Annotated in this window: 17 protein-coding genes and 1 pseudogene; 6 read left to right on the forward strand and 12 right to left on the reverse strand. The window is 68.9% G+C overall.

Going from position 1 to position 23067, the window contains the following annotated elements; translation table 11 throughout:
- Window positions 1–4 precede the first annotated feature (4 nt).
- Genes ACWPN3_RS13610 through ACWPN3_RS13625 form a run of 4 tightly spaced genes read right to left on the reverse strand, consistent with a single transcriptional unit; the run spans window position 5 to window position 3463 of the window.
- Entirely contained in the window at window positions 5–952 is a 948-nt protein-coding gene (locus ACWPN3_RS13610; protein WP_492261484.1) for a DUF1839 family protein, read from the reverse strand.
- Between the two features lie 8 nt (window positions 953–960).
- A complete protein-coding gene (locus ACWPN3_RS13615; protein ID WP_109449002.1) occupies window positions 961–1881 on the reverse strand; it encodes an amino acid--[acyl-carrier-protein] ligase in 921 nt (306 codons plus the stop codon).
- A 2-nt stretch (window positions 1882–1883) separates the two neighbouring features.
- Window positions 1884–3107, reverse strand: a complete 1224-nt coding sequence (locus ACWPN3_RS13620) for an acyl-CoA dehydrogenase family protein (RefSeq protein WP_492239552.1) — start codon at window positions 3105–3107, stop codon at window positions 1884–1886.
- Complete coding sequence (locus ACWPN3_RS13625) at window positions 3104–3463, reverse strand: acyl carrier protein (protein ID WP_492239551.1); 360 nt, start codon at window positions 3461–3463, stop codon at window positions 3104–3106. Before ACWPN3_RS13625 ends, ACWPN3_RS13620 begins: the two co-directional genes overlap by 4 nt.
- Window positions 3464–5609: 2146 nt before the next feature.
- Here ACWPN3_RS13625 and ACWPN3_RS13630 point away from each other — a divergent pair.
- A pseudogene (locus ACWPN3_RS13630) lies at window positions 5610–5786 on the forward strand (HAMP domain-containing protein); the annotation flags it as partial.
- Between the two features lie 502 nt (window positions 5787–6288).
- Window positions 6289–6756 (forward strand): methyl-accepting chemotaxis protein, encoded by a 468-nt coding sequence (locus tag ACWPN3_RS13635; RefSeq protein ID WP_492261508.1) that lies wholly within the window; start codon window positions 6289–6291, stop codon window positions 6754–6756.
- Here ACWPN3_RS13635 and ACWPN3_RS13640 read toward each other — a convergent pair.
- The 3 genes from ACWPN3_RS13640 to ACWPN3_RS13650 all read right to left on the reverse strand — a co-directional run bounded on the left by ACWPN3_RS13640 (window position 6753) and on the right by ACWPN3_RS13650 (window position 10866).
- Window positions 6753–7454, reverse strand: coding sequence for a Crp/Fnr family transcriptional regulator (locus ACWPN3_RS13640; RefSeq protein ID WP_492239549.1), 702 nt, complete (start codon window positions 7452–7454; stop codon window positions 6753–6755). The genes ACWPN3_RS13635 and ACWPN3_RS13640 overlap by 4 nt on opposite strands.
- Before the next feature lie 109 nt (window positions 7455–7563).
- The gene (locus ACWPN3_RS13645; protein WP_492239548.1) at window positions 7564–9402 is read right to left on the reverse strand and encodes an ABC transporter ATP-binding protein/permease; all 1839 of its coding nucleotides are present in this window, start codon (window positions 9400–9402) and stop codon (window positions 7564–7566) included.
- Between the two features lie 99 nt (window positions 9403–9501).
- Window positions 9502–10866 (reverse strand): GH1 family beta-glucosidase, encoded by a 1365-nt coding sequence (locus tag ACWPN3_RS13650; protein WP_492239547.1) that lies wholly within the window; start codon window positions 10864–10866, stop codon window positions 9502–9504.
- Window positions 10867–11076: 210 nt separating this feature from the next.
- On the opposite strand from ACWPN3_RS13650, the gene ACWPN3_RS13655 reads away from it, so the two are divergent.
- Window positions 11077–12360, forward strand: coding sequence for a family 4 glycosyl hydrolase (locus ACWPN3_RS13655; protein WP_492261485.1), 1284 nt, complete (start codon window positions 11077–11079; stop codon window positions 12358–12360).
- Window positions 12361–12450: 90 nt separating this feature from the next.
- On the opposite strand, the gene ACWPN3_RS13660 is transcribed toward ACWPN3_RS13655, so the two are convergent.
- The 3 genes from ACWPN3_RS13660 to ACWPN3_RS13670 form a co-directional block, all read right to left on the reverse strand.
- Complete coding sequence (locus tag ACWPN3_RS13660) at window positions 12451–12630, reverse strand: hypothetical protein (protein ID WP_492239546.1); 180 nt, start codon at window positions 12628–12630, stop codon at window positions 12451–12453.
- A gap of 84 nt (window positions 12631–12714) precedes the next feature.
- Window positions 12715–13185: a hypothetical protein gene (locus tag ACWPN3_RS13665; protein ID WP_492239545.1), complete on the reverse strand. Its 471-nt coding sequence runs from the start codon at window positions 13183–13185 to the stop codon at window positions 12715–12717.
- Between the two features lie 81 nt (window positions 13186–13266).
- Window positions 13267–14418: an MFS transporter gene (locus ACWPN3_RS13670; protein WP_492239544.1), complete on the reverse strand. Its 1152-nt coding sequence runs from the start codon at window positions 14416–14418 to the stop codon at window positions 13267–13269.
- A 209-nt stretch (window positions 14419–14627) separates the two neighbouring features.
- On the opposite strand from ACWPN3_RS13670, the gene ACWPN3_RS13675 reads away from it, so the two are divergent.
- Both ACWPN3_RS13675 and ACWPN3_RS13680 read left to right on the forward strand, forming a co-directional pair.
- Complete coding sequence (locus ACWPN3_RS13675; protein ID WP_492239543.1) at window positions 14628–15443, forward strand: alpha/beta fold hydrolase; 816 nt, start codon at window positions 14628–14630, stop codon at window positions 15441–15443.
- A gap of 41 nt (window positions 15444–15484) precedes the next feature.
- On the forward strand, window positions 15485–16369 hold the full coding sequence (locus ACWPN3_RS13680; RefSeq protein WP_492239542.1) for a helix-turn-helix domain-containing protein: 885 nt from the start codon (window positions 15485–15487) through the stop codon (window positions 16367–16369).
- Here ACWPN3_RS13680 and putA read toward each other — a convergent pair.
- Window positions 16366–20109, reverse strand: coding sequence for a trifunctional transcriptional regulator/proline dehydrogenase/L-glutamate gamma-semialdehyde dehydrogenase (putA, locus tag ACWPN3_RS13685; RefSeq protein WP_492239541.1), 3744 nt, complete (start codon window positions 20107–20109; stop codon window positions 16366–16368). The two genes, ACWPN3_RS13680 and putA, sit on opposite strands and share 4 nt — an antisense overlap.
- 360 nt (window positions 20110–20469) lie before the next feature.
- A complete protein-coding gene (locus ACWPN3_RS13690; RefSeq protein ID WP_109449020.1) occupies window positions 20470–21087 on the reverse strand; it encodes a metal-dependent hydrolase in 618 nt (205 codons plus the stop codon).
- Between the two features lie 444 nt (window positions 21088–21531).
- Here ACWPN3_RS13690 and ACWPN3_RS13695 point away from each other — a divergent pair, with 444 nt between their 5' ends.
- The gene (locus ACWPN3_RS13695; RefSeq protein WP_109449022.1) at window positions 21532–23025 is read left to right on the forward strand and encodes a glycosyltransferase family 87 protein; all 1494 of its coding nucleotides are present in this window, start codon (window positions 21532–21534) and stop codon (window positions 23023–23025) included.
- Window positions 23026–23067 lie beyond the last annotated feature (42 nt).

The raw sequence follows: 23067 nt of genomic DNA on the forward strand, positions 1-23067 counted from the left end.
CTGCTCACCCGTACCGGCGGGCCAGACTGCCCATGACGGTGTCGTAGCCGCGCTCCAGCCGGTCGAAGCTGTCGGTCAGGTCGGGCGCCTTGCGCCGCGCCACCGTACGGGCAAGCTGGAACTGCATCGCCTTGGCGCCCTCGGCGATGGATTGGCAGGCCTCCACCGCTTCCCCAGGGCCGTCGAGCCAGCGGAGATGGGCGCCAAGCAGTTCGAAATTGGCGCCGAGCTGGCGCAGCAGGTTGAAGGCGTAGAGGTGGAAATATTCCATCGGCCGGGCGAGCAGCCGGTCGAGATGCTCCGGGAAGGCGGCGCGGTAGGCCGTCACCGGGTTGCCGGCGGGACGGCGGGCGAGATGGCGGCGCAGCAGGTCGAGCGAGGCGGCGACCAGCGCCCCGCCCTCCAGCGCCGTCCCGCCGGGCTTGACGAACTCGACATAGGGGAAGAGCGGCCCGGCCGCCGCGGCGGCGACGCCCTGGTAGTCGGCACCGTCGAGCCGGTAGAAGCCGGCATTGTGGAAATAGTCCATCGTCCCGGCGGCCGGATCGATGCGGACGATGCCGACCGTGGTCTTCACATGGGTGGTGCCATAGGAGGTGCCGCGGGTATCCGGCAAATGGAAGCCGTCGACCTCCACCAGCACCAGACCGCCATCGGGACTCCTCCGCAGCTGCTCGGCCACATGGGCCTCGACGCTGTCGTAGATCGCCAGCTCCTGCACGCGCAGGCCGTACAGCGTCTCCAGATCCTCCAGCGGCACCTTGAAGAAGGTGAACTGGTCGCCTTCAAAATCCTGGGTGACGGTGAAGCCCAGCATCGCCCGCGGTTCCAGTCCGCGGGCGTGCAGCGCCTCGATCCACAGATCGACGTAGCAATTGGTCTCCGGCCAGATACGCTCGCCCTGGTGCAGGGGATGGCGGTCGTAGCCGTCGGGGTGGCGCGGCGTCCACATGGCCCCGGTCACCCCCACAGGACCTTGCGCACCGACGCCGGCCACTGCGCCGTGTCGAAGCCATGGTGGCGGAACAGCGCCAGCGCCACGCGCTCCATGCCGAAGCCGACGCAGGCGGTGTGGGCAACGCCGTCATCGGCGGTGTGGATGTCCCACAGATGGCCGAAATGGTCCTGGTGGTAGTTGAAGCTGAGGCAGGCGGTCGGCTTCTCGGTGCTGGTGATCGGGATCAGCAGCTCGAACTTCAGCTTCTGCTCGCGCTGGCTGTTCGACAGCATGGTGCCGGCCCGGCCGAAGAAGGGGTCGTTGGCGACATCGACGTCGAGCGGCACCTCCAGCGAGCCCATCATCGCGCGCCCGCGCTCCAGCCACAGCTCGCGGAACTCCACGACCTGATCGGGGGTGCCGATGCGGATGTATTCGCGCATGCGGAACAGCTGCATGCGGGCGGGGTCGATCGACGGCTCATGCCGGAAGCAGTAGGAGAAGACGTCGATCAGCTTGCCCTCGCCGGGCAGCGGGCCGCGCCGCGCGATGGTCGGATAGACCGGGTAGCAGGCGGCCGGCGTCATCACCACGTCGGTCGCGACCTGATCCTCGGTCCAGTCCTGGCCCTCCTCCAGCCGGCGCAGCAGGGTGCGGTGCGCCTTCTCGTCGCCGCCGAAGCTGTGGATGGTGCCGGCCAGATGGGGGAAGCTCTTCAGATACTCGCTTTCCTCGAAATACTGGCGGTTCAGCGCCGGCGGGAAGCGCATGACCTCCGCCCCGTCCTGGCCGCCCCAGCGGGTGACCAGCGCGTCGAAGCGCTCCACCACATCCTCGAAGACGCCGCTGCGGCCATAGAGGCCGTCCACGCCCGTCGGGATCAGCAGGCCCGCCTCCACCAGCGCGTCGCGATAGGCGGCCTGGGCGGCCGTGATGTCGACCATGTTCATTCGAAGGCCCCCGACCCGTCGCGCTGGACGAGCAGCTGTGTGGAGATGTGCGACATGATGCGGTCGTTGCCGATCATGAGGGCGGCGGAATGGGCATCGCGCAGGTGGCGGCCCAGGCTGTAGGGGGTGTCGTTGCGGTAGCCGGCGAGACCGCAGGTGCGGATCGACGCTTCCACGATCTCGCGCACCAGCTCCGACGTGGTCACCTTCAGCGTGCCCATGGCGGTGGCGAAGGACAGGCTGGTCAGCCGCTCGGGCGAGCCGCAGGCCAGCTCGTACTGGCGGATGGCGGCCAGGATGACCGCCTTCATCTGCTGGAGCTTGGCGGTCGCCTCGGCCAGCCGCACGGCGGACGCCGGGGTGGTGCCGGGCTTGCGCTTGGCCTCCGAGCGGACGAAGGCGCGGGCGCGGCTGACCGCGTCGGCGGCGATGCCGAGCCAGGTGCTGCTCCACAGGATGTGGGTGACCGGCAGCATGGTCTGGGCCGACAGGTCGGCGTAGGACAGCGGCAGGATCTGGTCGAGGACGCCCGCCGCCTCCAGCCGGTAGCCGTCGGAGCAGGTGCCGCGCATGCCCATCGCGTCCCAGAGGCTGGTCTTCTCCAGCCGGTAATCGTCCTTGGTCACCACCACCAGCACCTGGTCCGACGACGGGGCGTCGGGGTTGCGCCGGGCGGTGACCAGGATCACGTCGGACTGGTCGCCGTAGGAGATGACCGACGCGTTCTTCGCCAGGGTGAAGCGGTCGCCGCCAGCCTCCTGATCCGCCTGCACGGCGCAGACGCTGTTGCGGATGTCGCCGCCGGTCTCCTTCTCCGTCGTGGCGGAGCCGAGCAGGAGCTGGCCGGCGGCGATGCGCTGCATCAACTCGCGGTGCCAGCCGTTGCCGCCATGGTTGACCAGACAGGCGATCTGGATCTGGTGCATGGCATAGATCATGCCGGTGGCGGCGCAGCCGCGGGCCAAGGCATGGCAGGCCGCGGCCACATCGAACAGCGACGCACCGCCGCCGCCGAGTTCCGCCGGGATCATGACGCCCAGCAGCTTCTCCGCACGCAGGGCGTCGAAGGCCTCGATGGGGAAGCGGCCGTCGCGGTCGACGTCAGGGGCGTGGCGCGCGGCGATCTCGGCGCCGATGGCGCGCGCGCGGGCCACGATATTGGCTGGGGCCTGGACCGATGCTGGAGTCAGCTCGGCCAGGCCGGCCAGGGCCGCGTTCACGCCTCGCCCCCGTCGACCAGGCCGCGCACCGCCTCGCGGATGGCGGCGATGCTCTCGAAGGTGCGGCGGTTCAGCAGCTTTTCCGGAAACTCGACGTCGAACTGCTCCTCCAGCCCCAGCATCAGGCCGACGCAGCCGTGCGAGGTGAGGCCGGCGGCATAGAGGTCGTCGTCGATGGCGAGCGTTCCGGCATCGACCGCCAGCCCGCCGCATTCCGCCAGGACGGAGCGGATGCCGGCGACCGTCTCGTCGTCGGCGCCGCCGACGGGCGGACGTCCGAGACCCCCGGCGGCCCCGGCGGCCTGGAAGCCCTCATGGGAAGAATTGGCGTAAGGCGGGCTGGCATCCTGCGGCATTCTCGAATTCCCTCGGGCAAACTTGCTGGTCTGAAGCTAGCCACGCCATCCCGGTGCTTCCACTCGGCATCGGTATGGCCGCACCGCTATCCAAGTGATCGCTTTTTCACCGGTGGGGGTAAGCAGAGGGATAGGGTCGGTCGATAGCCCGGATAGCTTTGGTGCTGCCCGCTATGGCCATGATCCTTGCGCATAGGCTCAAGCCGGGGCTTGGGCTTGGCCGCTGGAAGACAGGCGGCTCCTGCCCCCGCGGCACATGAGGGCGGACCCCACCGGCGGTGGGCAACGGAGTTTCCTGCGAGCGAAATTTTCCCATCCATTTTACCTACCTCTTCCGTATAGCGGAAGGACGGCGACTATCTTTTCTCGGTCACGGAAAAAGAAGTTGACGGCTGCTCGCGCTGTCGAAAAGCATGCAAGGGCCGGTGTGGCCGATGGTCGCAAGCACTTCGCGGCGCTTGCATTGCCGTGATTGCGCACAATGCGGACGCGCAGCCCCCCTCCCCCCAGGCGAGGCTGCAGGCGCCCGGCCAGAGTTCGTGCCGGCCTCGTTTCGTGCAGGCCTCGTTTCGTGCAGATCGACCAGCGACCACACCCGCCTTCAAGGGACACCGACGCCATGACCATCGCCGAAACCACCGCCCCGCAAACCGGTCCCGACCTGTCCGGTACAGGCGGCGGACGCCGCCCCGGCCTGCGGTTGGGCGTGCGGGCGAAGCTGATGCTGGCCTTCGCCGGCATGGCGGCGATGACGGTGGCGGCCAGCGGCGTCGGGCTGGTGTCCTTCTCGGCGGTCGAGCGGCCGATGGCGCAGATCGCCGACACCAGCCTGCCGGAGATGGAGCTGGCGACCCGGCTGGCCGGCGAAAGCGGCGCCATCGCCTCGGCCGCCCCGATGCTGGATGGCGCCGCCAGCCAGGAGGAGCGGGAACGGCTTCGGACGGAGGCGCAGGAGCGCGCCCGCGGCTTCCTCTCCCTGGTGGACGATCTGGCCGCACGCCGGCCGCAGGACCCGCTTTTGTCGGAGGTGCGCGAGACCGGCAACGCCCTGATCGGCACGCTGGACCGCCTCAACGACGGGGTGGCCCGGCGCCTGTCGCTGCATGACCGGCGCGAGGCGGCCTCGACCCGGCTGGCCCAGACCTATGACGGCTTCCTGAAGACGCTGGCGCCGCTGGTCGACGGGTCGAGCCAGGCCTTGCAGGAAAAAGGCATGGCGCTCGACGGCGGCACCGACCGCGAGATGGGGGCCCTGTCGGACGCCGTGCGGTCGATGATCGCGCTCTACGACCTGCGCGGCGGGATCGCCGGTGCGCTCGACGCCATGAACCGCTCCGGCGCGGCACAGGACGCCAAGACCGTCGGCGACCAGCAGCAGTCCTTTCTGGAGGCCTCCTCCCAGGTGACGGCCACGCTCGGCACGCTGGGCGACCGGCTGCCGGCCGACGCCGCCGGCAAGATCGACGCGCTGTTCCTGTTCGGCTACGGCAAGGACAATGTCTTCGACCTGCGGCGCGCGGCGCTGGAAGGGAGCGGCGGCGGCGCTGCGGACCGCCAGCTTGCCGAACGGCTGAACTCCGCCCGGACGCAGGCCGCACAGCTGCTGACCCTGCTGAACGCGCCGCTGCGCAAGGTGCAGAGCGACATCAAGCGCGCCAACTTCGACATCCGGTCCCAGGTGCAGGAGGCGGTGCAGGATCTGCTCGGCCGCGGGCTGGAGCAGTTCCGCACGAACCTGGAGCTGTCGACCTACGGCACCGCCCTGACCGGCGCGCTGAACGAAGCGTCGCAGGCCCCCGACGCCGCCCGGCTCGACCTGTTGGAAAAGCGCTTCTCCACCGCCTCCTCCTCGCTGTTCGAGCGGATCGGCACGCTGCGCGCCCAGGCCGGCGACAATGCCGCCGGCACCGAGGTGCTGGCCGCCCTGGTGAAGGCGCTGATCGGCTTCGGCCGCGGCGAGGAGGGGGTGATCGCGCTGCGCCGCGGCGAACTGGCGGCGATGGCCGACACCGAGCGGATGCTCGCCGAGAACCGGCAGCTGGCCCAGCGCTTCGCCGCCACGGTGGACCGCAAGATCGCCGCGATGCGCGAGGAGGCCAAGGCCGCAGTCGCCGGCACCGACGACACCATCGCCGCCGGCCGCAAGATGCTGGTCCTGTTCGCGGTCGGCAGCCTGATCGTCGCCGCCGCCCTGGCCTGGCTGGTGGTCGGCCGCCACATCGTGGCACGGCTCAGCGGGCTGTCGGACGCCATGCGGGCGATTGCCGCCGGAAACCTGAACGCGGCGATCCCCGCCGCCGGTGCGGATGAGATCGGCGACATGACCCGCGCCCTGATGGTCTTCCGCGACACCGCCAACGAGGCGAAGGCCGCCAATGCACGGGCCGAGGCCGAACGCGGCCGCGCCGCCGGCGAACGCCGCCGCGCCATGGTCGAGATGGCCGAGAATTTCGAAAGCAGCGTGCGCGGCGTGCTGGACCGCGTCTCGCAGGCGGCCGGCGAGATGCAGAGCATGGCCGAGCGCATGAGCCGCAGCGCCGACCTGACCGCCGGCGAGGCGACGACCGCCGCCGGCAGCTCCCAGCAGGCCGAGGGCAACGTGAAGGCGGTGGCGGCGGCGACGGAGGAGCTGTCCGCCTCGATCCAGGAGATCGGCACCCAGGTCCACGCCTCCAGCCAGATCGCCCGCAAGGCCGCCGACGAGGCGGAGCGCACCGACCGGACGGTGGAGGGGCTGGCCCAGACCGCCGGCCGCATCGGCGAGGTGGTCGGGCTGATCCAGAGCATCGCCGGCCAGAACCAACCTGCTGGCGCTGAACGCCACCATCGAGGCGGCGCGGGCCGGCGAGGCCGGCAAGGGCTTCGCGGTGGTGGCGTCGGAGGTGAAGGGCCTCGCCACCCAGACGGCGAAGGCGACCGAGGACATCTCCGCCCAGATCGCCGCCATGCAGTCGGTGACGCAGGAGGCGGTGGACGCCATCCGCTCCATCGCCGGCACCATCCGCGAGGTGAACGAGATCGCCGCCACCATCGCCGCCGCGGTGGAGCAGCAGAGTGCCGCCACCCGCGAGATCGCCCGCAATGTCGGCGAGGCGGCGGACAGCACCCAGCATGTCCGCGGCAACATCGACAGCGTCGCCGATGCGGCGCGGGAGTCGGGGAATCGGCCAACCGCGTGCTGTCGGCCTCCTCCACCGTGCAGGAGCAGCTGCGGACGCTGGCCGGTCAGGTCGACGGGCTGGTCGGGGAAATGCGGGCGGCTTAAGGCCGGTACGTTGCCGGGGACGGGCTAAGGCCCGTCCGCCAGCTCGCGCAGGGCGGTCACGTCGCAGCGGAAGCGGTTGGGCCGCAGTTCCTCCAGCAGGCCCTGCCGCTTCAGTTCCGCCACCACGCGGCTGGCGGTCTCGGTGGTGATGCCCAGCACGGCGCCGACATCCTCCCGGCCGAAGAAGTCGCACTCGCCGCGGTCGTCCACCAGGGTCAGGAACAGCCGGGCGACCCGCGCCCTGGCGCTGCCGGTGCCGAGTTCGACCAGAAAGGCGTCGGCCCGCTCCACCGCCTGGTGCCAGCGGCGCATCAGTTGCTGGTGCAGGTGCTGCGTCTCCTCCGACAGGCGCTGGATCACCGCGCGCGGGATGCGGCAGGTCAGGACCGGATGGATGGCGATGGCGGTGTGGCGGTAGGGCTCGCCCAGCGCCGCCTCCAGCCCGGCGGTGTCGCCGGTGCGCAGCAGCCGGACGATGCGCTGGCCGCCGTTCGGCAGATACTGCACCAGCTTCACCAGCCCGCCGCGCACGGTGTAGAGCGCCGCCGGCTCGTCGCCGACATGGTAGAGTGCGGCCCCCGGCGCCACCGTCATCTCGTCGATGGGCAGATGGATCAGGTTGAAATCCGGTTCCGTCAGGTCGGCGAAGAGTGCCGAGTCCCGGATGCCGCACCCCCGGCAGTTCGCCAGCCCCCGCCATGCCGCGTTGATGCTGGTCTTCTTCACGCTCATGTCCATGGTGGTGCGGGGCGGCTGCTTCTGTTGGTGCCAACGATGACCGCCGCGCAGTGTGGCAGCTTTTCGGACCGGTTCCAAGGATGCGGGAGGCGGCCGGTCAGGCCGCGCTCTCCTCCACCGGCCGGATCGGCCGCGCCTCCTCGCGCAGGGTGACGGCGCCGTTGGTGCGCTCCAGCACCAGCTTGCGGCCATGGTGGGCGGCCAGTGCCGCATGATGGCCGATGGTCAGCAGGGTGGCATGCGGCAGTTCGCGCTCCATCAGCGACAGAAGCTCCTCCTCCGCCGGGGGATCGAGGCTGTCGGTGGCGTCCTCCAGGAAGATCCAGTCGGGGCGGCGGATCAGCAGCCGGGCGAAGCCCAGCCGCTGGCGCTCGGGCACCGACAGCACCTCGTCCCAATGGTCGAGGCTGTCCAGCCGGCCGACGAGGTCGGGCAGCCCGACGCTGACCAGCGCGCCGGCCGCCTTGTCGTCGCCGACCGACGCCGCCGTGCCGGGATAGGCCAGCACCGCGCGCAGGCTGGCATGGGGCAAATAGGGGCGTTCCGGCATGAAGAAGACGCGGGTGTGGGCCGGCAGGGTGATCAGCCCGCGCCCCCAGGGCCAGACGCCGGCCACGGCGCGGAACAGCCGGATGGTCGCCGTCGCGTCGCCGCCGATCAGCACGCGGTCGCCCGGCCGCACCTCCAGGTCGAAGGGATGGACGACCGCCGTGCCGTTCGGCTCGTCGATGGCGACGCCGCGGAAGGTCAGCCTGTCGTGCTCGTCGGAACGCACCAGCTGGATGTGGGCGTCCGGCACCTCGCAGACATTGCGGTCCAGCCGCACCAGCGCGTCGTGCAGGTTCAGCACGCGCTCCACCGACGCCCGCCATTCGGCGACGCGCGGCAGATTGTCGATGGGCCAGGACAGGGCGCCGACCGTCTGCTGGAAGGCCTGCGCCGTCTGCATCAGCACGCCGAGCGTGATGGTGCCGGCGATGTAGCGCGGGGCGGCGACCAGAACCGGAAAGGCGGTGGACAGCACCGAATAGCTGGCGCTGAACACCATCATGTGGCTGAGCGCCCGGGTCTGGCCGTTCCAGCCCCGCACCACCCCGCCGAACAGGCCGGAGAGGTGGCCGCGCTCCGCCGATTCGCCATGCAGCAGGGCGATGGTCTGGCCGTTCTCGCGGATGCGGGCCAGCGCGAAGCGGAAATCGGCCTCGTAGCCCTGGCGCCGGTTGACCGAATTGACCAGCGGCTGGCCGATCAGCATGGCGATGGTGGTGCCGACCGCGGCATAGAGAAGCGCCACGAACAGCAGGTGGCCCGGCACCGCCAGCTCGGCTCCGAACAGCGTGACCGACAGGGTGCCGGACAGCATCCACAGGATGTTGGTGAAGCTGACCAGCAGCAGCGCGCAATAGGTCAGCGAATGGCCGAGATCGATGGCCATCTCCGCGGTGATGCGGATGTCTTCGGCGATGCGGCCGTCGGGGTTGTCGTGCTCGCCCGGCATGTAGGCGATCTGGTGGTGCCGGCCGCGGCGCAACCAGTCCTCCAGCAGCTTGCGGGTCAGCCAGTCGCGCCAGCCCATCTGCAACCGGCGCTTCACCCGCAGATGCAGGACGACGATGACGATGTTGTAGAGGATGATCAGCCCGACCAGACCGATCATGGTCAGGAAACGGTCCATGGAGCGCTGTTCGAGCGCGTCGAACAGCCGCTCGCTCCACAGGTTGATCAGGACGGGGACCGAAACCTGCCCCACCGTCAGCACGACCAGCGCCACGGTCAGCGCCCACACGGTCACCCGCGTGCGCCCATGCCAATAGCCGCCCGCCAGGCTCAGAAAGCGACGGGCAAAGCCGGGAGCCTTGCCGCCGGCATCATCGCCGCCCTTGCCAGTTCCGGAGCCTTTGCCGGCGCCCGTGTCGCCGCCTGTGTCCTCGGTCATCCCGCCCATTCCGGGCCTCCGCACAATCCCTCAACATCCGTATAACCAACGAATAGGACGCGGCAGGCCGAAAGTACAGGGGCTGCGACGAAAGAAAGATTAAAGCCGTCCAGTTCTCACAACCTCCGCGAGGAAGCGGTAGCTGTCCTTCGGCGTGCGCTCCAGCGTGTCGTAATCGACCCTCACAATGCCGAAGCGCTTTGACAGGCCGTAGGCCCATTCAAAATTGTCCAGCAGGCTCCAGCACAGATAGCCCGTGACGTTGCAGCCGTCGGCCAGCGCCTGCGCCACCGATTCCAGATGCTCGCGGTAATAGAGAACCCGCTCGGCATCGTGGATCTGGCCGTCCGGCGTCACCACGTCGTCATAGGCGCAGCCATTCTCGGCGATGAAGACGGCGGGGTTGCCGTAGTCGGTGCGGAGTTCGCTCAGCAGGTCGTAGAGCCCCTCCGGCTGCACCGGCCAGGCCATGCCGGTCCAGCGCCGGCACCGGGCCTCGCCCCAGCCGACGGCGAAGGGCCGCCCCTCCTCATGCTTCATCGTCATGCGAGAGTAGTAGTTGATGCCCAGCAGATCGATGGGGTAACGGATCGCCTCCTCGTCGCCCGGCAGCACGAACTCCGCCATTTTGTCGGCCAGCAGCGCCGGGATTTGCCCGCGCATCAGCCCGTCCAGCGCCACCCGGTTCCACACCGCATCCCAGCGGGCGGCGGCGGCGACATCCTCCGGCCGGTCGCTGTCGGGAACGCTCGGCTGAAGGTTCAGCACGGTGCCCAGCGTCAGGCCGGACCGCTCCGCCGCGATGGCGCGCAGGGCGGCACCCTGGGCCAGATTCTGGTGGTGCAGGGCGCGCAGGATGCCCTGTTCGCCCAGCCGGTGGCCGGGGGCATGCTCGCCGACGCCATAGCCGAAGATGGCGACGACGTTCGGCTCGTTCAGCATCATCCAGCTCTTGACCCGGTCGGCCAGCCGGGCGGTGACGATGCGGGCATAGTCGGCGAAGGGGCCGACGATCTCCCGCCCCTGCCAGCCGCCGGCATCCTCCAGCGGCTGCGGCAGATCCCAATGGTAGAGGCAGGCCATCGGCGTGATGCCGGCCTCCAGCAGGCTGTCGACCAGCCGGTCGTAGAAGTCGAGGCCGCGCGTCTCCACCGCCCCGGTTCCCGTCGGCAGGATGCGCGGCCAGGCGATGGAGAAGCGGTAGCTGTCGAAGCCCGCCGCCTTCATCAGCGCGATGTCTTCCGGGTAGCGGTGATAATGGTCGCAGGCGACGGCGGCGCTGCTGCCGTCCATGATGCGGCCTTCAGCGGTGAAGCTGTCCCACACGCAGGGCCCGCGCCCGTCGATATTCACCGCGCCTTCGATCTGGTAGGCGGCGGTCGAGGCCCCCCAGTGGAAATCCGGCGGGAAACTCAGCGGCTTGGCATCGGCGGCCTGGGATACGGGCTGGCTGAAGCTGTCCATTCATTTCCTCCCGAGGGGCATGGTTCGTTTTCCCCAGCATGCCGCAGCGGGAGCCCGTGCGCCATGGGACAAGCATGCGAACGGTCCGGGCGCGACGCGGTGGCGCAGCCGCAGAGGGTTGCACACAGGCACTGTGCGGACCTGCCCGAACGGCGTAGCCTGATCCCACAAGACGGCGGCCAGCCGCTCCGTTTACGGAGGAAACGCAAGATGCCCAACACAACGAAGATCGTCTTCATCGGCGCCGGCAGCGCCGCATTCGGGCTCAGCCTGTTCCAGGATCTGTTCTCCACCACCGAACTGGCCGGCAGCACCCTGACGCTGGTCGATACCAACCAAGAGGCGCTCGACCGCATGGCGGCGCTGGCCGGGGTGCTGAACCGCCGGGGGAATGCCGGCCTCACCATCGAGACGACCACCGACCGCAAGGCGGCGCTCCAGGGTGCCGGCTTCGTGCTGTGCGCCATCGCCATCGACCGCAACCGGCTTTGGAAGCTGGACTTCGAGGTGCCGAGGAAGCATGGCATCCGTCACACGCTGGGCGAAAATGGCGGTCCCGGCGGGCTGTTCTTCACGCTGCGCACCCTGCCGCTGATCGTCGACATCGCCCGCGACGTGGAGGCGATCTGCCCCGACGCGCTGTTCATCAACCTGTCCAACCCGGAAAGCCGTATCGTGCTGGGGCTGTCGCGCTGCACGGGCGTGCGGACGCTGGGGCTCTGCCACGGCATCTTCCTGGCGCGCTGGTTCATCTGCCAGATCCTGGGCATGGCCGAGAAAGACGTCGATGTCTGGGGCGCCGGGCTGAACCATTTCCAATGGCTGACCGCCATCCGCGAGAAGGCGACGGGCCGCGACCTCTACCCGCTGCTGCGCGAACGGGAAGCGACGCACGACCCGTCTTTCACCCCGCTGGCGCGCCGCCTGTTCCACGCCTTCGGCCTGTGGGTCACCCCCAGCGACGACCACACCGGCGAATTCCTGCCCTATGGCTGGGAGGCCGGGGAGCATGGCTTCGACTTCAAACACGATGAGGAAGGCCGCGTCATCCTGCGCGACCTGATGGACGGGGTCATCGCCGGCAGCCGGCCGATCCCCGACGACTGGACCAAGCCGTCCTGGGGCGAGCGGGCGGTGGCGGTGATCGCCGGCCAGCTGCACAACCAGAAGCGCTTCATCGAAAGCGGCATCGTCATCAACCGCGGCGTCATTCCCGGCCTGCCCGACGAGCTGGCGGTCGAGGTGCCGCTGGTGGCCGATGCCGCCGGCGTCCATCCGGTGTCGCTCGGCCGCTTGCCCGACGGCATCCTGAAGCTGCTGTCGGTCCAGGCCAACGTGCAGCAACTGTCGGTGGAGGCGGCGCTGCACGGGTCGAAGGAGCTGGCGCTTCAGGCCCTGCTGATCGACCCCGTCGTCAATTCCAGCACGGCGGCAGCCGCCATCCTCGACGAGCTGTGGGAGGCGAACCGGCCCTATATCCGGGCGTGTTTGTGAGGAGCCTGGCGCTCCATCCGATGCGGAAACAGCCGGGAGCGCTGTCACTCACCGGCCGCTGGGCGGGGAAGACAGGGAAAACGGTCAAGGCTACGGCTTGCGGTCGGCACGGAGAGCGCGGGCGCGAAGGAATGCCTCACGGCAGGACTTGTTCACCGCCGTGGCGAGCGGTTCGGGCAAACGGCCACCGTTGGCATCCAGATGAGCCATCAGATTTTTGCCGTCCGCGCCGATGCCGCCCTTCTGCGGATCGCGTTTCGCAATGGTCATGGTCGCCTCCTTCCGCATTTTTCGGATCGGCCCGTAACGATCAGTAGGAATGTGACATGCATGACTGCGAAATTCCATAGCCGGTCATTCAGGTCGGTGCTCCCAATTCCAGCGGCGATCGACGTCCTGCAGGATCGCGCCCGCCCTGTAGCCAAGGCTTGTCAGGAAATCGACGGTCTTCCGGAAGCGCGGGGGAAATTCGCCAAGCGGGAGCTGCTCTTCGGTACGGCAAACGACCGCAGCAGGACGATAATGGTCGATCAGTATCCGCGTGCCATCGTGAAAAAGATCGAGCACATAATGCTTTACCTGAGGGTGATAGACCTTCCTCGCCTCTTCGCGCCTGTAATGCATCCATCCCCTGTCGAGCACCGCGTCATAAACGTGGATGCCATGCAGAAGCTCATACCTGCCGCCACCCAGATGCTTCAAAGCGGCAGCCGCCGAGATGATCTGCTCCTGCTCGAAGTCCATCGTGATGTCGGTCATGCAGATGGCATATGGCGGCTCTTCAAGCAGGCGGAACTCGTAAGGCGGCAGGCAGGCTTCTAACACGGGCGTTGTTCCCGGTTGTGGACTGCCACACTGTAATCGCGTCTCCCGAGCAGGGGAAGAGTATGACGCGGCTCCCCCTCCTCAAGCCGGCCTTCGCCGGATCAGCCGGGCCGAGGCGAAGCCCAGCCCGGCGGTCAGCGCGCCGACGCCAAGGAACAGCGGCGCAAAGCCGGTGTGGGAGGAAATATAGCCGTACAGCACCGGGCCGATGCCCTGGCCGATGAAGAAGCTCGACGCGAACAGGGCCAGCGCCGACCCGCGGGCGGTGGGGGCCAGCTCGGTCGCCTGGGTCTGCATGGTGTTGTGCAGCATGTAGAAACCGAAGCCGGCGACCAGGAAGGCGAGGCTGACCACCGGCCAGGGCACCGGGAAGGCGATGACCAGATAGGCCAGACCGGCCGCCAGCCCGCCGGCCTTCATCATGCCCCATTGGCCGAGCGAGGCGATCAGCCGCCGCACCACGGCGCTGTAGAAGACGCCACCGATGGCGAAGGCGGCGATGGTCAATCCGGCCTGGAAGGCGCCGGCCGCACCATGTTCGATCAGCACCGGTGCCACGAAGGGGAAGACGCCGAAGATCAGCAGCCCTTCCGCCGCCACCGTGGCGAAGACGAACAGCGAGGCCGGGTTGGTCAGCACGGTGGCATAGCGCCGTTGCGCGTCGGCCACCGACAGGGGCGAGCGCGTCTCGACCTCGCGCGCCAGCCCGATGAGGGCTGCTGCACAGATCAGCGCGGTCAGGCCGGCGGACAGGCCGAACACCGCGCGCCAGCCGAAGGCCTCGGCCAGCGCGCCCGACACGGCGGAACCCGACATCTGTCCCAGGATGACCGCCAACAGGAAGCGGCTGATGGCGATCTGCCGCTCCTCATAGGGAACCCTGTCGCCGATCAGCGCCATGGAGGCCGGGATGATGCCGCCGGCAAAGGCACCGGCCAGGATGCGCCCGGCCATCACCGTGCCATAGCTCGGCGCGATGGTGGACAGCACCAGACCGACCGTCAGCACCGACAGGGCCAGCCGGACCAGCCGCGACTTGCCGATGGAATCGCCCACCGGTCCCAGCACGATCTGCATCAGCGCATAGGGCAGCGTGTAGGCCGAGGCCAGCAGCGCCGCCTGCCGCACCGTCACGTCGAGATCGTCGGCGATCAGCGTCAGCATCGGATCGGTGGTGCGGAGCGAGAAGGCGCTGGCGAAGCCGGCAAGGCCGAGCAGGAAGATCAGGCGCATCGAGGATCCGAACGGCAGCGGTGACGGTTCAGGACCTTAACCGGATCGCGCAGCCGCGTACCGCAATGCGGCAGTGATGGCAGGCATGCGCGCGCCGCAGGAACTTTCGTGTGCCTCATGACCCGGCAGGTAATCGATTCCGCTCCCTCCGCCGGGCAATCCTGGGGTTGTCGGGACGATCCGGCGGACAGCAGGGGAGGATGAACATCATGGGCGTCATCAACACCGACGACGGCGTGCGCCTGTTCTACCGCGACTGGGGCAACAGGGAGGGAGGGCGCCCCATCGTCTTCGTGTCGAGCTGGTCGCTGACCTCCGACGCCTGGGCCTATCAGATGGCGCCGCTGTCCGAGCAGGGATGCCGCTGCATCGCCTTCGACCACCGCGGCCACGGCCGGTCGGACGAGTCGCCGTCCGGCTACGGCTTCGACCGGCTGGCGGACGACATCGCGGCATTGCTCGACGGGCTGGATTTGCGCGACGTGACCCTGGTCGGCCATTCGATGGCGACAGGAGAGATCGTGCGCTACCTGTCCCGCCACGGCGCCGGGCGGGTCAAGGGCGTGGTGATGGTCGGGACCATCACGCCGCTGATGGCGCGGACCGGCGACAATCCCGACGGGGTCGATCCGGCGCTGTTCGAGGCCTTCCGGACGGAACAGCTGCTGCGCGACTTCCCGAAATGGCTCGGCGACAACATCGACCCCTTCGTGAACGACGAGACCTCGGCGGAGATGAAGGGCTGGATCGTCGGCATGGCGCTGCAATCTTCGCTGATGGCCCTGCTGGAGTCCAACCGGGCAATCACCTCCGCCGATTTCCGGGCGGAGCTGCCGGCCATTGCCGTGCCGACGCTGGTCGTCCATGGCGACCGCGACGTGACGACGCCGCTGGCATTGGCCGAGCGCACGGTGGCGCTGATGCCGAACGCCAGACTGTCCGTCTACGAGGGAGCGCCGCACGGCCTGTTCATCACCCACCGCGACCGCTTCAACGCGGAACTGCTGGCCTTCGCCCGCGGATGACGGCAACCATCGACGGCAATACCGGTTCGGAGCCAGCTCCCATGCCCCAGGACACCCCGCAGACACCCGGCCGAAGCGGCAGGATTCCGGCCCCGCCGCCGGTCGGCGCCCTGTTGCGGTCCTGGCGCCAGCGCCGGGGGCTGAGCCAGCTCGATCTCGCCTGCGAGGCGGACATCTCGACCCGGCATGTCAGCTTTCTGGAGACAGGCCGGTCGCAGCCCAGCCGTGGCATGCTGATCCATCTGGCCGAACGGCTGGACGTGCCCTTGCGCGAGCGCAATGCGCTGCTGGTCGCCGCCGGTTTCGCCCCGGTCTACAGCGAACACAGTTTGGACAGCCCGGCGATGCAGGCGGCACGCAAGGCGGTCGATCTGGTGCTGACCGGGCATGAGCCCTTCCCGGCGCTGGCGGTGGACCGGCATTGGCACCTGCTGGCGGCGAACCGGGCGGTGGCGCCGCTGCTGGAGGGGGTGTCGGCCGAGCTGCTGGCCGGGCCGGTGAATGTCCTGCGCCTCAGCCTGCATCCCGGCGGGCTGGCCGGCCGCATCGGCAACTGGGCGCAATGGCGCGAGCATGTGCTGTCCCGCCTGACCCGCCAGATCGAGGCGGGCGCCGACCCGGTCCTGGTCGCCCTGCGCAGCGAGTTGCAGGGCTACCCGGCTCCGGCCTCCGGTCTCGGGGGCGGCAGCGAAGCTGGGCATCATCCCGACGTGGTCGTGCCGCTGCGGCTGCACACGTCCTTCGGGCTGCTGAACCTGTTCAGCACGACGACCGTCTTCGGGACGGCGATGGACGTGACCCTGTCCGAACTGGCGATCGAGGCGTTTTTTCCGGCCGACGCCGAAACGGCGGAGAGATTGCGCGAGGCTCTTGCAGACACCCCCTCTCCCCAAGGGAGAGAGGGGGCAGCCCCCTCCCGCTCTTAGCTCATCGCCACGAGGCTGGCGTTGCCGCCTGCGGCGGTGGTGTTGACGCTGAGCGAGCGCTCGTTCATCAGCCAGGCGATCTCCACGCCTGCGCCGCCGGCCGGAACGCCCTGGGTCAGGACGAGGGGGCCGGGCAATTCGGCGATGCGCCGGTTGGCGGCCAGCAGGCGGGTGGAATCACCCTCCACCAGCGCACCGGCCAGCGGTCCGAAGCCGGTCCAGTTCGCGCTCACCCGGACACGGGCGGCCAGTTCCGGCGGCAGATCCGCCAGGCCGGAGGTGACGGCGCCGTCGCCATCGACCACCGCCTCGTTGCCGGCGGCGAGTGCCGCCCCCAGCAGACGGTACAGCCCGTCCTCGGTCTGCGGCAGCAGCAGGATGCGGCCGCGCGGGATCAGGCTGTAGAGGTTGCTCTCACCCACCGGACCGGCCAGTTCGACGCTGCCGCCGACGAGGGACCGCTTGGCCAGCGACCGGACGTTGGTGGCGATCTCCGCCTTGCCCCGGTCGGCCAGCCAGTCGGCCAGCGCATGGGCGGGCGCACGTACGGCGTCGTCGCCGCGCAGTCCGAGATCCAACGCCGGACGTACGGACAGCAGGCGCGACAGGTACAGCGGGCCGCCGGCCTTCGGGCCGGTGCCGGACAGGCCATGGCCGCCGAAGGGCTGTACGCCGACCACCGCACCGATGGTGTTGCGGTTGACGTACAGGTTGCCGGCCTCGATCCGGCTCGTCACCCGGTCGATGGTGGCGTCGATGCGGGTGTGCAGGCCGAAGGTCAGGCCATAGCCGGTGCCGTTGATGGCGTCGACCAGCCGGTCCAGATCGTCGCGGCGGAAGCGCAGGACATGCAGGACCGGGCCGAACACCTCGCGCTCCAGGTCGGCGATGGCGTCGATCTCGATGATGGTCGGCGCGATGAAGGTGCCCTCGGCGGTCTCCGCCGGCAACGGCAGCGATTCGACCCGGCGGCCCTTGGCCTTCATCGCCTCGATGTGGCGGACGATGCCGTCGCGCGCCTCCGCCGTGATGACCGGGCCGACATCGACGGCCAGCCGGTCGGGGCTGCCGAGGCGCAGCTCGCGCATCGCGCCCTTCAGCATGGTCAGGGTGCGGTCGGCGACATCCTCCTGCAGGCAGAGGATGCGGAGCGCCGAGCAGCGCTGGCCGGCACTGTCGAAGGCAGAGGCGATCACGTCGCCGACCACCTGTTCCGCCAGGGCGGAGCTGTCGACGATCATGGCATTCTGGCCGCCGGTCTCGGCGATCAGCGGGATCGGCGCCCCCTGCCCCTCCCCTTGGGGCGACAGGCGCCCGGCCAGCTGGCGCTGGATCAGGCGGGCCACCTCGGTGGAGCCGGTGAACATCACCGCACGGGTGCCGGCATGGCCGACAAGGGCGGCGCCGACCTCGCCCGCACCGGGCAGGAGCTGGACCGCGCCGGCGGGAATGCCGGCGGCGCGCAGGAGGCGCACGGCCTCCGCCGCGACCAGCGGGGTTTCCTCCGCCGGCTTGGCCAGCACCGGGTTGCCGGCGGCCAGCGCCGCGGCGACCTGACCGGAGAAGATGGCGAGCGGGAAGTTCCACGGGCTGATGCAAACCACCGGCCCCAGCGGCAGATGGGTGTCGTTGGCGAAGCCGTCGCGAACCTGGGCGCCGTAATAGCGCAGGAAGTCGATGGCCTCGCGCACCTCGGCGATGGCGTTGGCGGCGGACTTTCCGGCCTCGCGGATGATCAGGCCGAGCAGGGTCGGCAGGCGCGCCTGCATCGCGTCGGCGGCGCGGAACAGGCAGGCGGCGCGCTCGGCCGGCGGGGTGGCGGCCCAGACCGGAGCGGCGGCCTCGGCGAACAGGAAGGCGTCGGCGATGTCGGTGGGGCCGGCCTCGATGCACTGCCCGACGACATCGCGGTGGTCGGCCGGGTTCAGCACCGGCTGAGCGGTTCCGCTGCGCTCACCGTCCGCCAGCAGCGGGGCGGCGGTCCAGGCGACGGCGGCGCTGTCGCGCAGGGCGGCGGACAGGTCGGCCAGGACCGTCTCGTTCGACAGGTCGAGGCCGGCGGAGTTCGCCCGCTCGGTGCCGTAGAGATCGGCCGGCAAGGAGATCAGCGGGTTCTTGGCGCCCACCGGCAAGGCTGCGCGGGCAATCGCCACCGGATCGGCGACCAGATCGTCGATCGACACGCTCTTGTCGGCGATGCGGTTGACGAAGGAGCTGTTGGCGCCGTTCTCCAGCAGGCGGCGGACCAGATAGGCCAGCAGCGTCTCATGGGTGCCGACCGGGGCATAGACGCGGCAGGGCCGCTTCAGTGGGCCGACCACCTCCTTGTAGAGCGGCTCGCCCATGCCGTGCAGGCACTGGAACTCGTACTGGCCGACCTTGAAGGCGCCGTTCAGGTGGGCGGCCATCTGGTAGATGGTCGCCAGCGTCTGGGCGTTGTGGGTGGCGAACTGCGGGAACACCGCGTCTGGGGCGCCCAGCAGCCGGCGGGCGCAGGCGACATAGGAGACGTCGGTGTGCAGCTTGCGGGTGTAGACCGGGAAATCCTCCAGCCCGTCGACCTGGGCGCGCTTGATCTCGCTGTCCCAATAGGCGCCCTTGACCAGACGCACCATCAGCCGGTGGCCGCTGCGCCGGGCCAGATCGACGACGAAGTCGATGACATAGGGACAGCGCTTGCCATAGGCCTGGACGACGAAGCCGATGCCGTCCCAGCCCTTCAGATCCGGGTCGAAGCACAGCGCTTCCAGCAGGTCGAGCGACAGTTCCAGCCGGTCGGCCTCCTCGGCGTCGATGTTGAGGCCGATGTCGTAGCTGCGGGCCAGCCGGGCCAGCTCGGCGACGCGCGGCAGCAGCTCCGCCATGACACGGTCGGCCTGGGACCGGGAATAGCGCGGGTGCAGGGCCGACAGCTTGATCGAGATGCCGGGGCCGTCATAGATGCCGCGCCCGGCCGACGCCTTGCCGATGGCGTGGATGGCCTTTTCATAATCGGCGTAATAGCGGTCGGCGTCGGCGGCGGTGGTCGCCGCCTCCCCCAGCATGTCGTAGGAATAGCGGAAACCCTCGGCTTCCATCTTGCGGCTGTTGGAGAGCGCCTCGTCGATGGTCTGGCCGGTGACGAACTGCTCGCCCATCATGCGCATGGCGAAATCGACGCCGCGGCGGATCAGTGGCTCGCCGCCGCGCAGGATCAGCTTGGTCAGCGCCGACGACAGCGCCTGTTCGCCGCCGAAGCCGGCGCCCAGCACGCCCGTGACCTTGCCGGTGACCAGCAGCCCCCAGGTCGCGGCGTTGACGAACAGCGACGGGCTGTTGCCGAGATGGGCGCGCCAGTCGCCGCCGGCGATCTTGTCGCGGATCAGCGCGTCGCGGGTGGCGCGGTCGGGAATGCGCAACAGCGCCTCCGCCAGGCACATCAGCGCGACACCCTCCTGGCTCGACAGGCTGTATTCGTGGATCAGCCCCTCCACCCCGCGCCCCTGCGGCTTGGCGCGCAGCGCCGCGATCAGCGTGCGCGCGGTCTGGGCCGCCGCATCGGTCACCTCGGCCGGCAGCGCCGCCTGATCGACCAGCCACGCCACGCAGTCCGGCTCCGGCCGGCGGTAGGCGGCGGTGATCGCCTGGCGCAACGGCCCCACCGGACGAACGACGGGGGCGAAGGCGGCGAAGGGGCCGGCTCCGCTGGAGAGGGACGGCTCGGAAGCGAGGGCAACGCTCGGGTCGGTCATCTGGTTCATCGCGTGGCTGGCTCTGGTCGGGGGGCTCGGGGCGGCTTTGGAAAGCCCGGGTCCGGCAGTCAGGAAAGCCGGTCCAACGCCTGTCAGGCTAACCGATTTTCTAGGATCCTTTCCATCTGGTATTTTATCGATTATGCCGAATAAAGTTCCGATTTTTAGCTTATACGCAGAATAGATAATGGGTTCTGCGGCTAAATGTCAGAACATCCAGCCTGTTTTGCGAGGCAAATTTTCGGCAATTCCATTTTTACGGAATAAAATTCGGCCATGCGGCTCCATTTCCGACAATCCGTCTGGATTTTCGGGTTCGCTTCGGAAAATTCGACGGGATGCCGGCGCGAACGCCCGAACGGCCGGGAGTCAGCCCTTCAGCGGCTTGGTCCGGCTGGTTTCCGGCGGCTTGCGCACAGGCAGCGGGGGAGCGGCCTTCTCCACGCCGCCCTCGCCCAGGTAGGTCTGGGCCGCGGCCACGACCGAGCGCCAGGGCCTTTGCAGCGGGAACTCCGGCCAGCCGCCGGAGAACAGGCCGGAGATCATCCAGCCCGCCATCAGCGTCACCGCCAGTTGTTCGGAAAAACCGCCGGTTTTCAGAATGGGCAGGGCGAAGTTGCGCCGCCGCTTGATCGGCCACAGCAGCGGCAGGCCGGCCGGCGTCAGCAGGTCGCCTGCCAGATGGGTGAGGTAGCCGACGATGAATGGGATCAGAACATGCTGATAGGCCGCATGTTCGTGCAGGACCCACAGGCAGCCGGCGATGGCCAGCGCGGAATGGGTGACGCCGCGATGGCCGAAGATGTTGGAAATCGCGGTGGAGAGCGGCTTGACCAGCTGGCCGAGCGTCGATTTCGGATGGTCGATGTCCGGGGCGAGCGCCCCCAGAATCGCCGCCCCGAAGGCGACCGCGTCGAAGGTCATCCCGTACCGGCTCGACAGGTAGAACCACGTGGCGCCACCGACGATTATGTGAGAGGACGCCATCACCGTCGGGTCACCGGGGGCCTGAAGCTGGTCTCTGTCGGGGCGGCATCCGGCCGAACCCGAAATTGGGGGTAGCCTGACATTAGAATATTCCGCACCCCCAGAACAATAAGCCAAGGTAAAACAAGGGATTCCGAAAACGCATAACGTCCATGCGTTCGACAACGGTGGGTTGCCGGCGCCACGACTTTGAATCGCCGACAGCCGGTGGCAGCCGGTCCGGGCAGCCACAGCCCCGACATTTTCCACGCCGCCCTTCTTCGTCCGAACGCGCCGGCAGCCGTCGCGGCGGGGTAGTCGGCTACCGCTGCGGGTGCCCGGCGCTTAATGGCATTACTCCGGTCCGGCACGGGTGGGGCACATTCCCCACACGCACTGCTCTGGCATAGTTTCGCCGACCTGCCGGCGGTTGAAGCCGGGACAAATGCCAGGGAGTGGTCGTCGATGAGATCGAAGGATTTCGTGCGCGCGGCGGAAGGAACGCTGGAAGGACCGCTGGGCGGCAGCAGGACCGGTGCGGCCGATGTCCTGGCCGCCAATGTTCTGGTCAGGGACCGCTTCGCCGCCTGGACGGTGTCGGTGGCATTCCTGTTCGTGCTGTGTGCCGACACGTTGCTCGGTGTCGTCTTCCGCCCCTATCTGGACGGCGGGACCGGCGACACCACGGTTTGGGATGTCCTGCTGCTGGTGGCGGGCCGGTCGCCGGAACGGCTTCCGCTCGACAGCTGGGAACCCATGATGACGGCCTTCACCTGGCTGCGCGAGCATGGGAAGGAGAATGTCTATGACGCCGTCTTCTTCACCCAGCATGTGAAGTTCCAGTATCCGCTGACTTCGCTGCTGGTGATGGAGGCGCTGTCGGCGGTCGGGCTGCTGCATCTGCGCATCTATGCGCTGATCAACCTGCTGATGGTGGTCGCCACCGCCGGCGGCATGGCGCTGCTGATGCGGGAGCTGGCGGAGCGCATGGGCTTCGACCGGGCGATGCGCGGCGGCGTCAGCCGGCTGACGCTTGCCGCCCTGGGGGCGGTGGCGGCGCTGTGCTTCTATCCGGTGGTCAAGGCCTTCGCCGTCGGCCAGATCCAGGTCTGGCTGAACGCCGCCTTCGTCTTCGCCACCCTGTTCACCCTGCGCGACCGGCGGGTGCTGGCCGGCGTGCTGCTCGGCGCCTCGACGCTGATCAAGCCGCAGATGTCGCTGTTCCTGGTCTGGGCGCTGTTGCGGCGGGAATGGGGGTTCGCCGTCGGCTGGGCCGCCGTTGTGCTTCCCGGCTTCGCCGCCGCCTGCGCGCTCTACGGCTTCGGGCCGTCGCTGCATTACCTCGACGTGCTGTCCTTCCTGGGCCAGCATGGCGAAAGCTACTACTCCAACCAGACCGTCAACGGGCTGCTGCACCGGCTGCTGCACAACGGCCCCAACCTGATGTCGACCACCAACGGCGACACCGAATGGCGGGGCAGCGCCTTCGCCCCCTACCACCCGCTGGTCCACATCGCGACCCTGGTTTCCGGCGTGGCCTTCGTCCTGTTCGGCCTGCTCTGGCGGATCAGGAATGGCGGGCGGCAGCCGATCGCGTCCTTCCTGGTGGCCGGCACCTGCTTCACCATCGGCACGCCCATCGCCTGGGTCCCGCATTATGGCGTCCTGCTGCCGGTCTGCGCCTATCTGCTGTTCGTGCTGATCGACCGGGCGGCGATGGAACGGACCAGCGGCGACCGGCGCCGGAACCTGGGCCGGCTGCTGATGCTGGGCGCCGGCTTCGCGATCCTGAGCAACGACTTCTTCCATCCCCTGAGCGAGCTGGCCGACACCTCCTACAACATCCTGCAATCCTACCTGTTCTTCACCGCCCTGATGCTTCTCCACCTGCTGGTGACGACCGCCGATGCGCCGGGCGAACCGTCGCCGGATGCATCGGGGGCGGCCCGGCGGTCCTGAGGGATATCACCTCCCGACGGGTCGCCGGAACGCCGGGGCTCG

This window comes from Azospirillum sp. UENF 111221 (assembly GCF_058780625.1).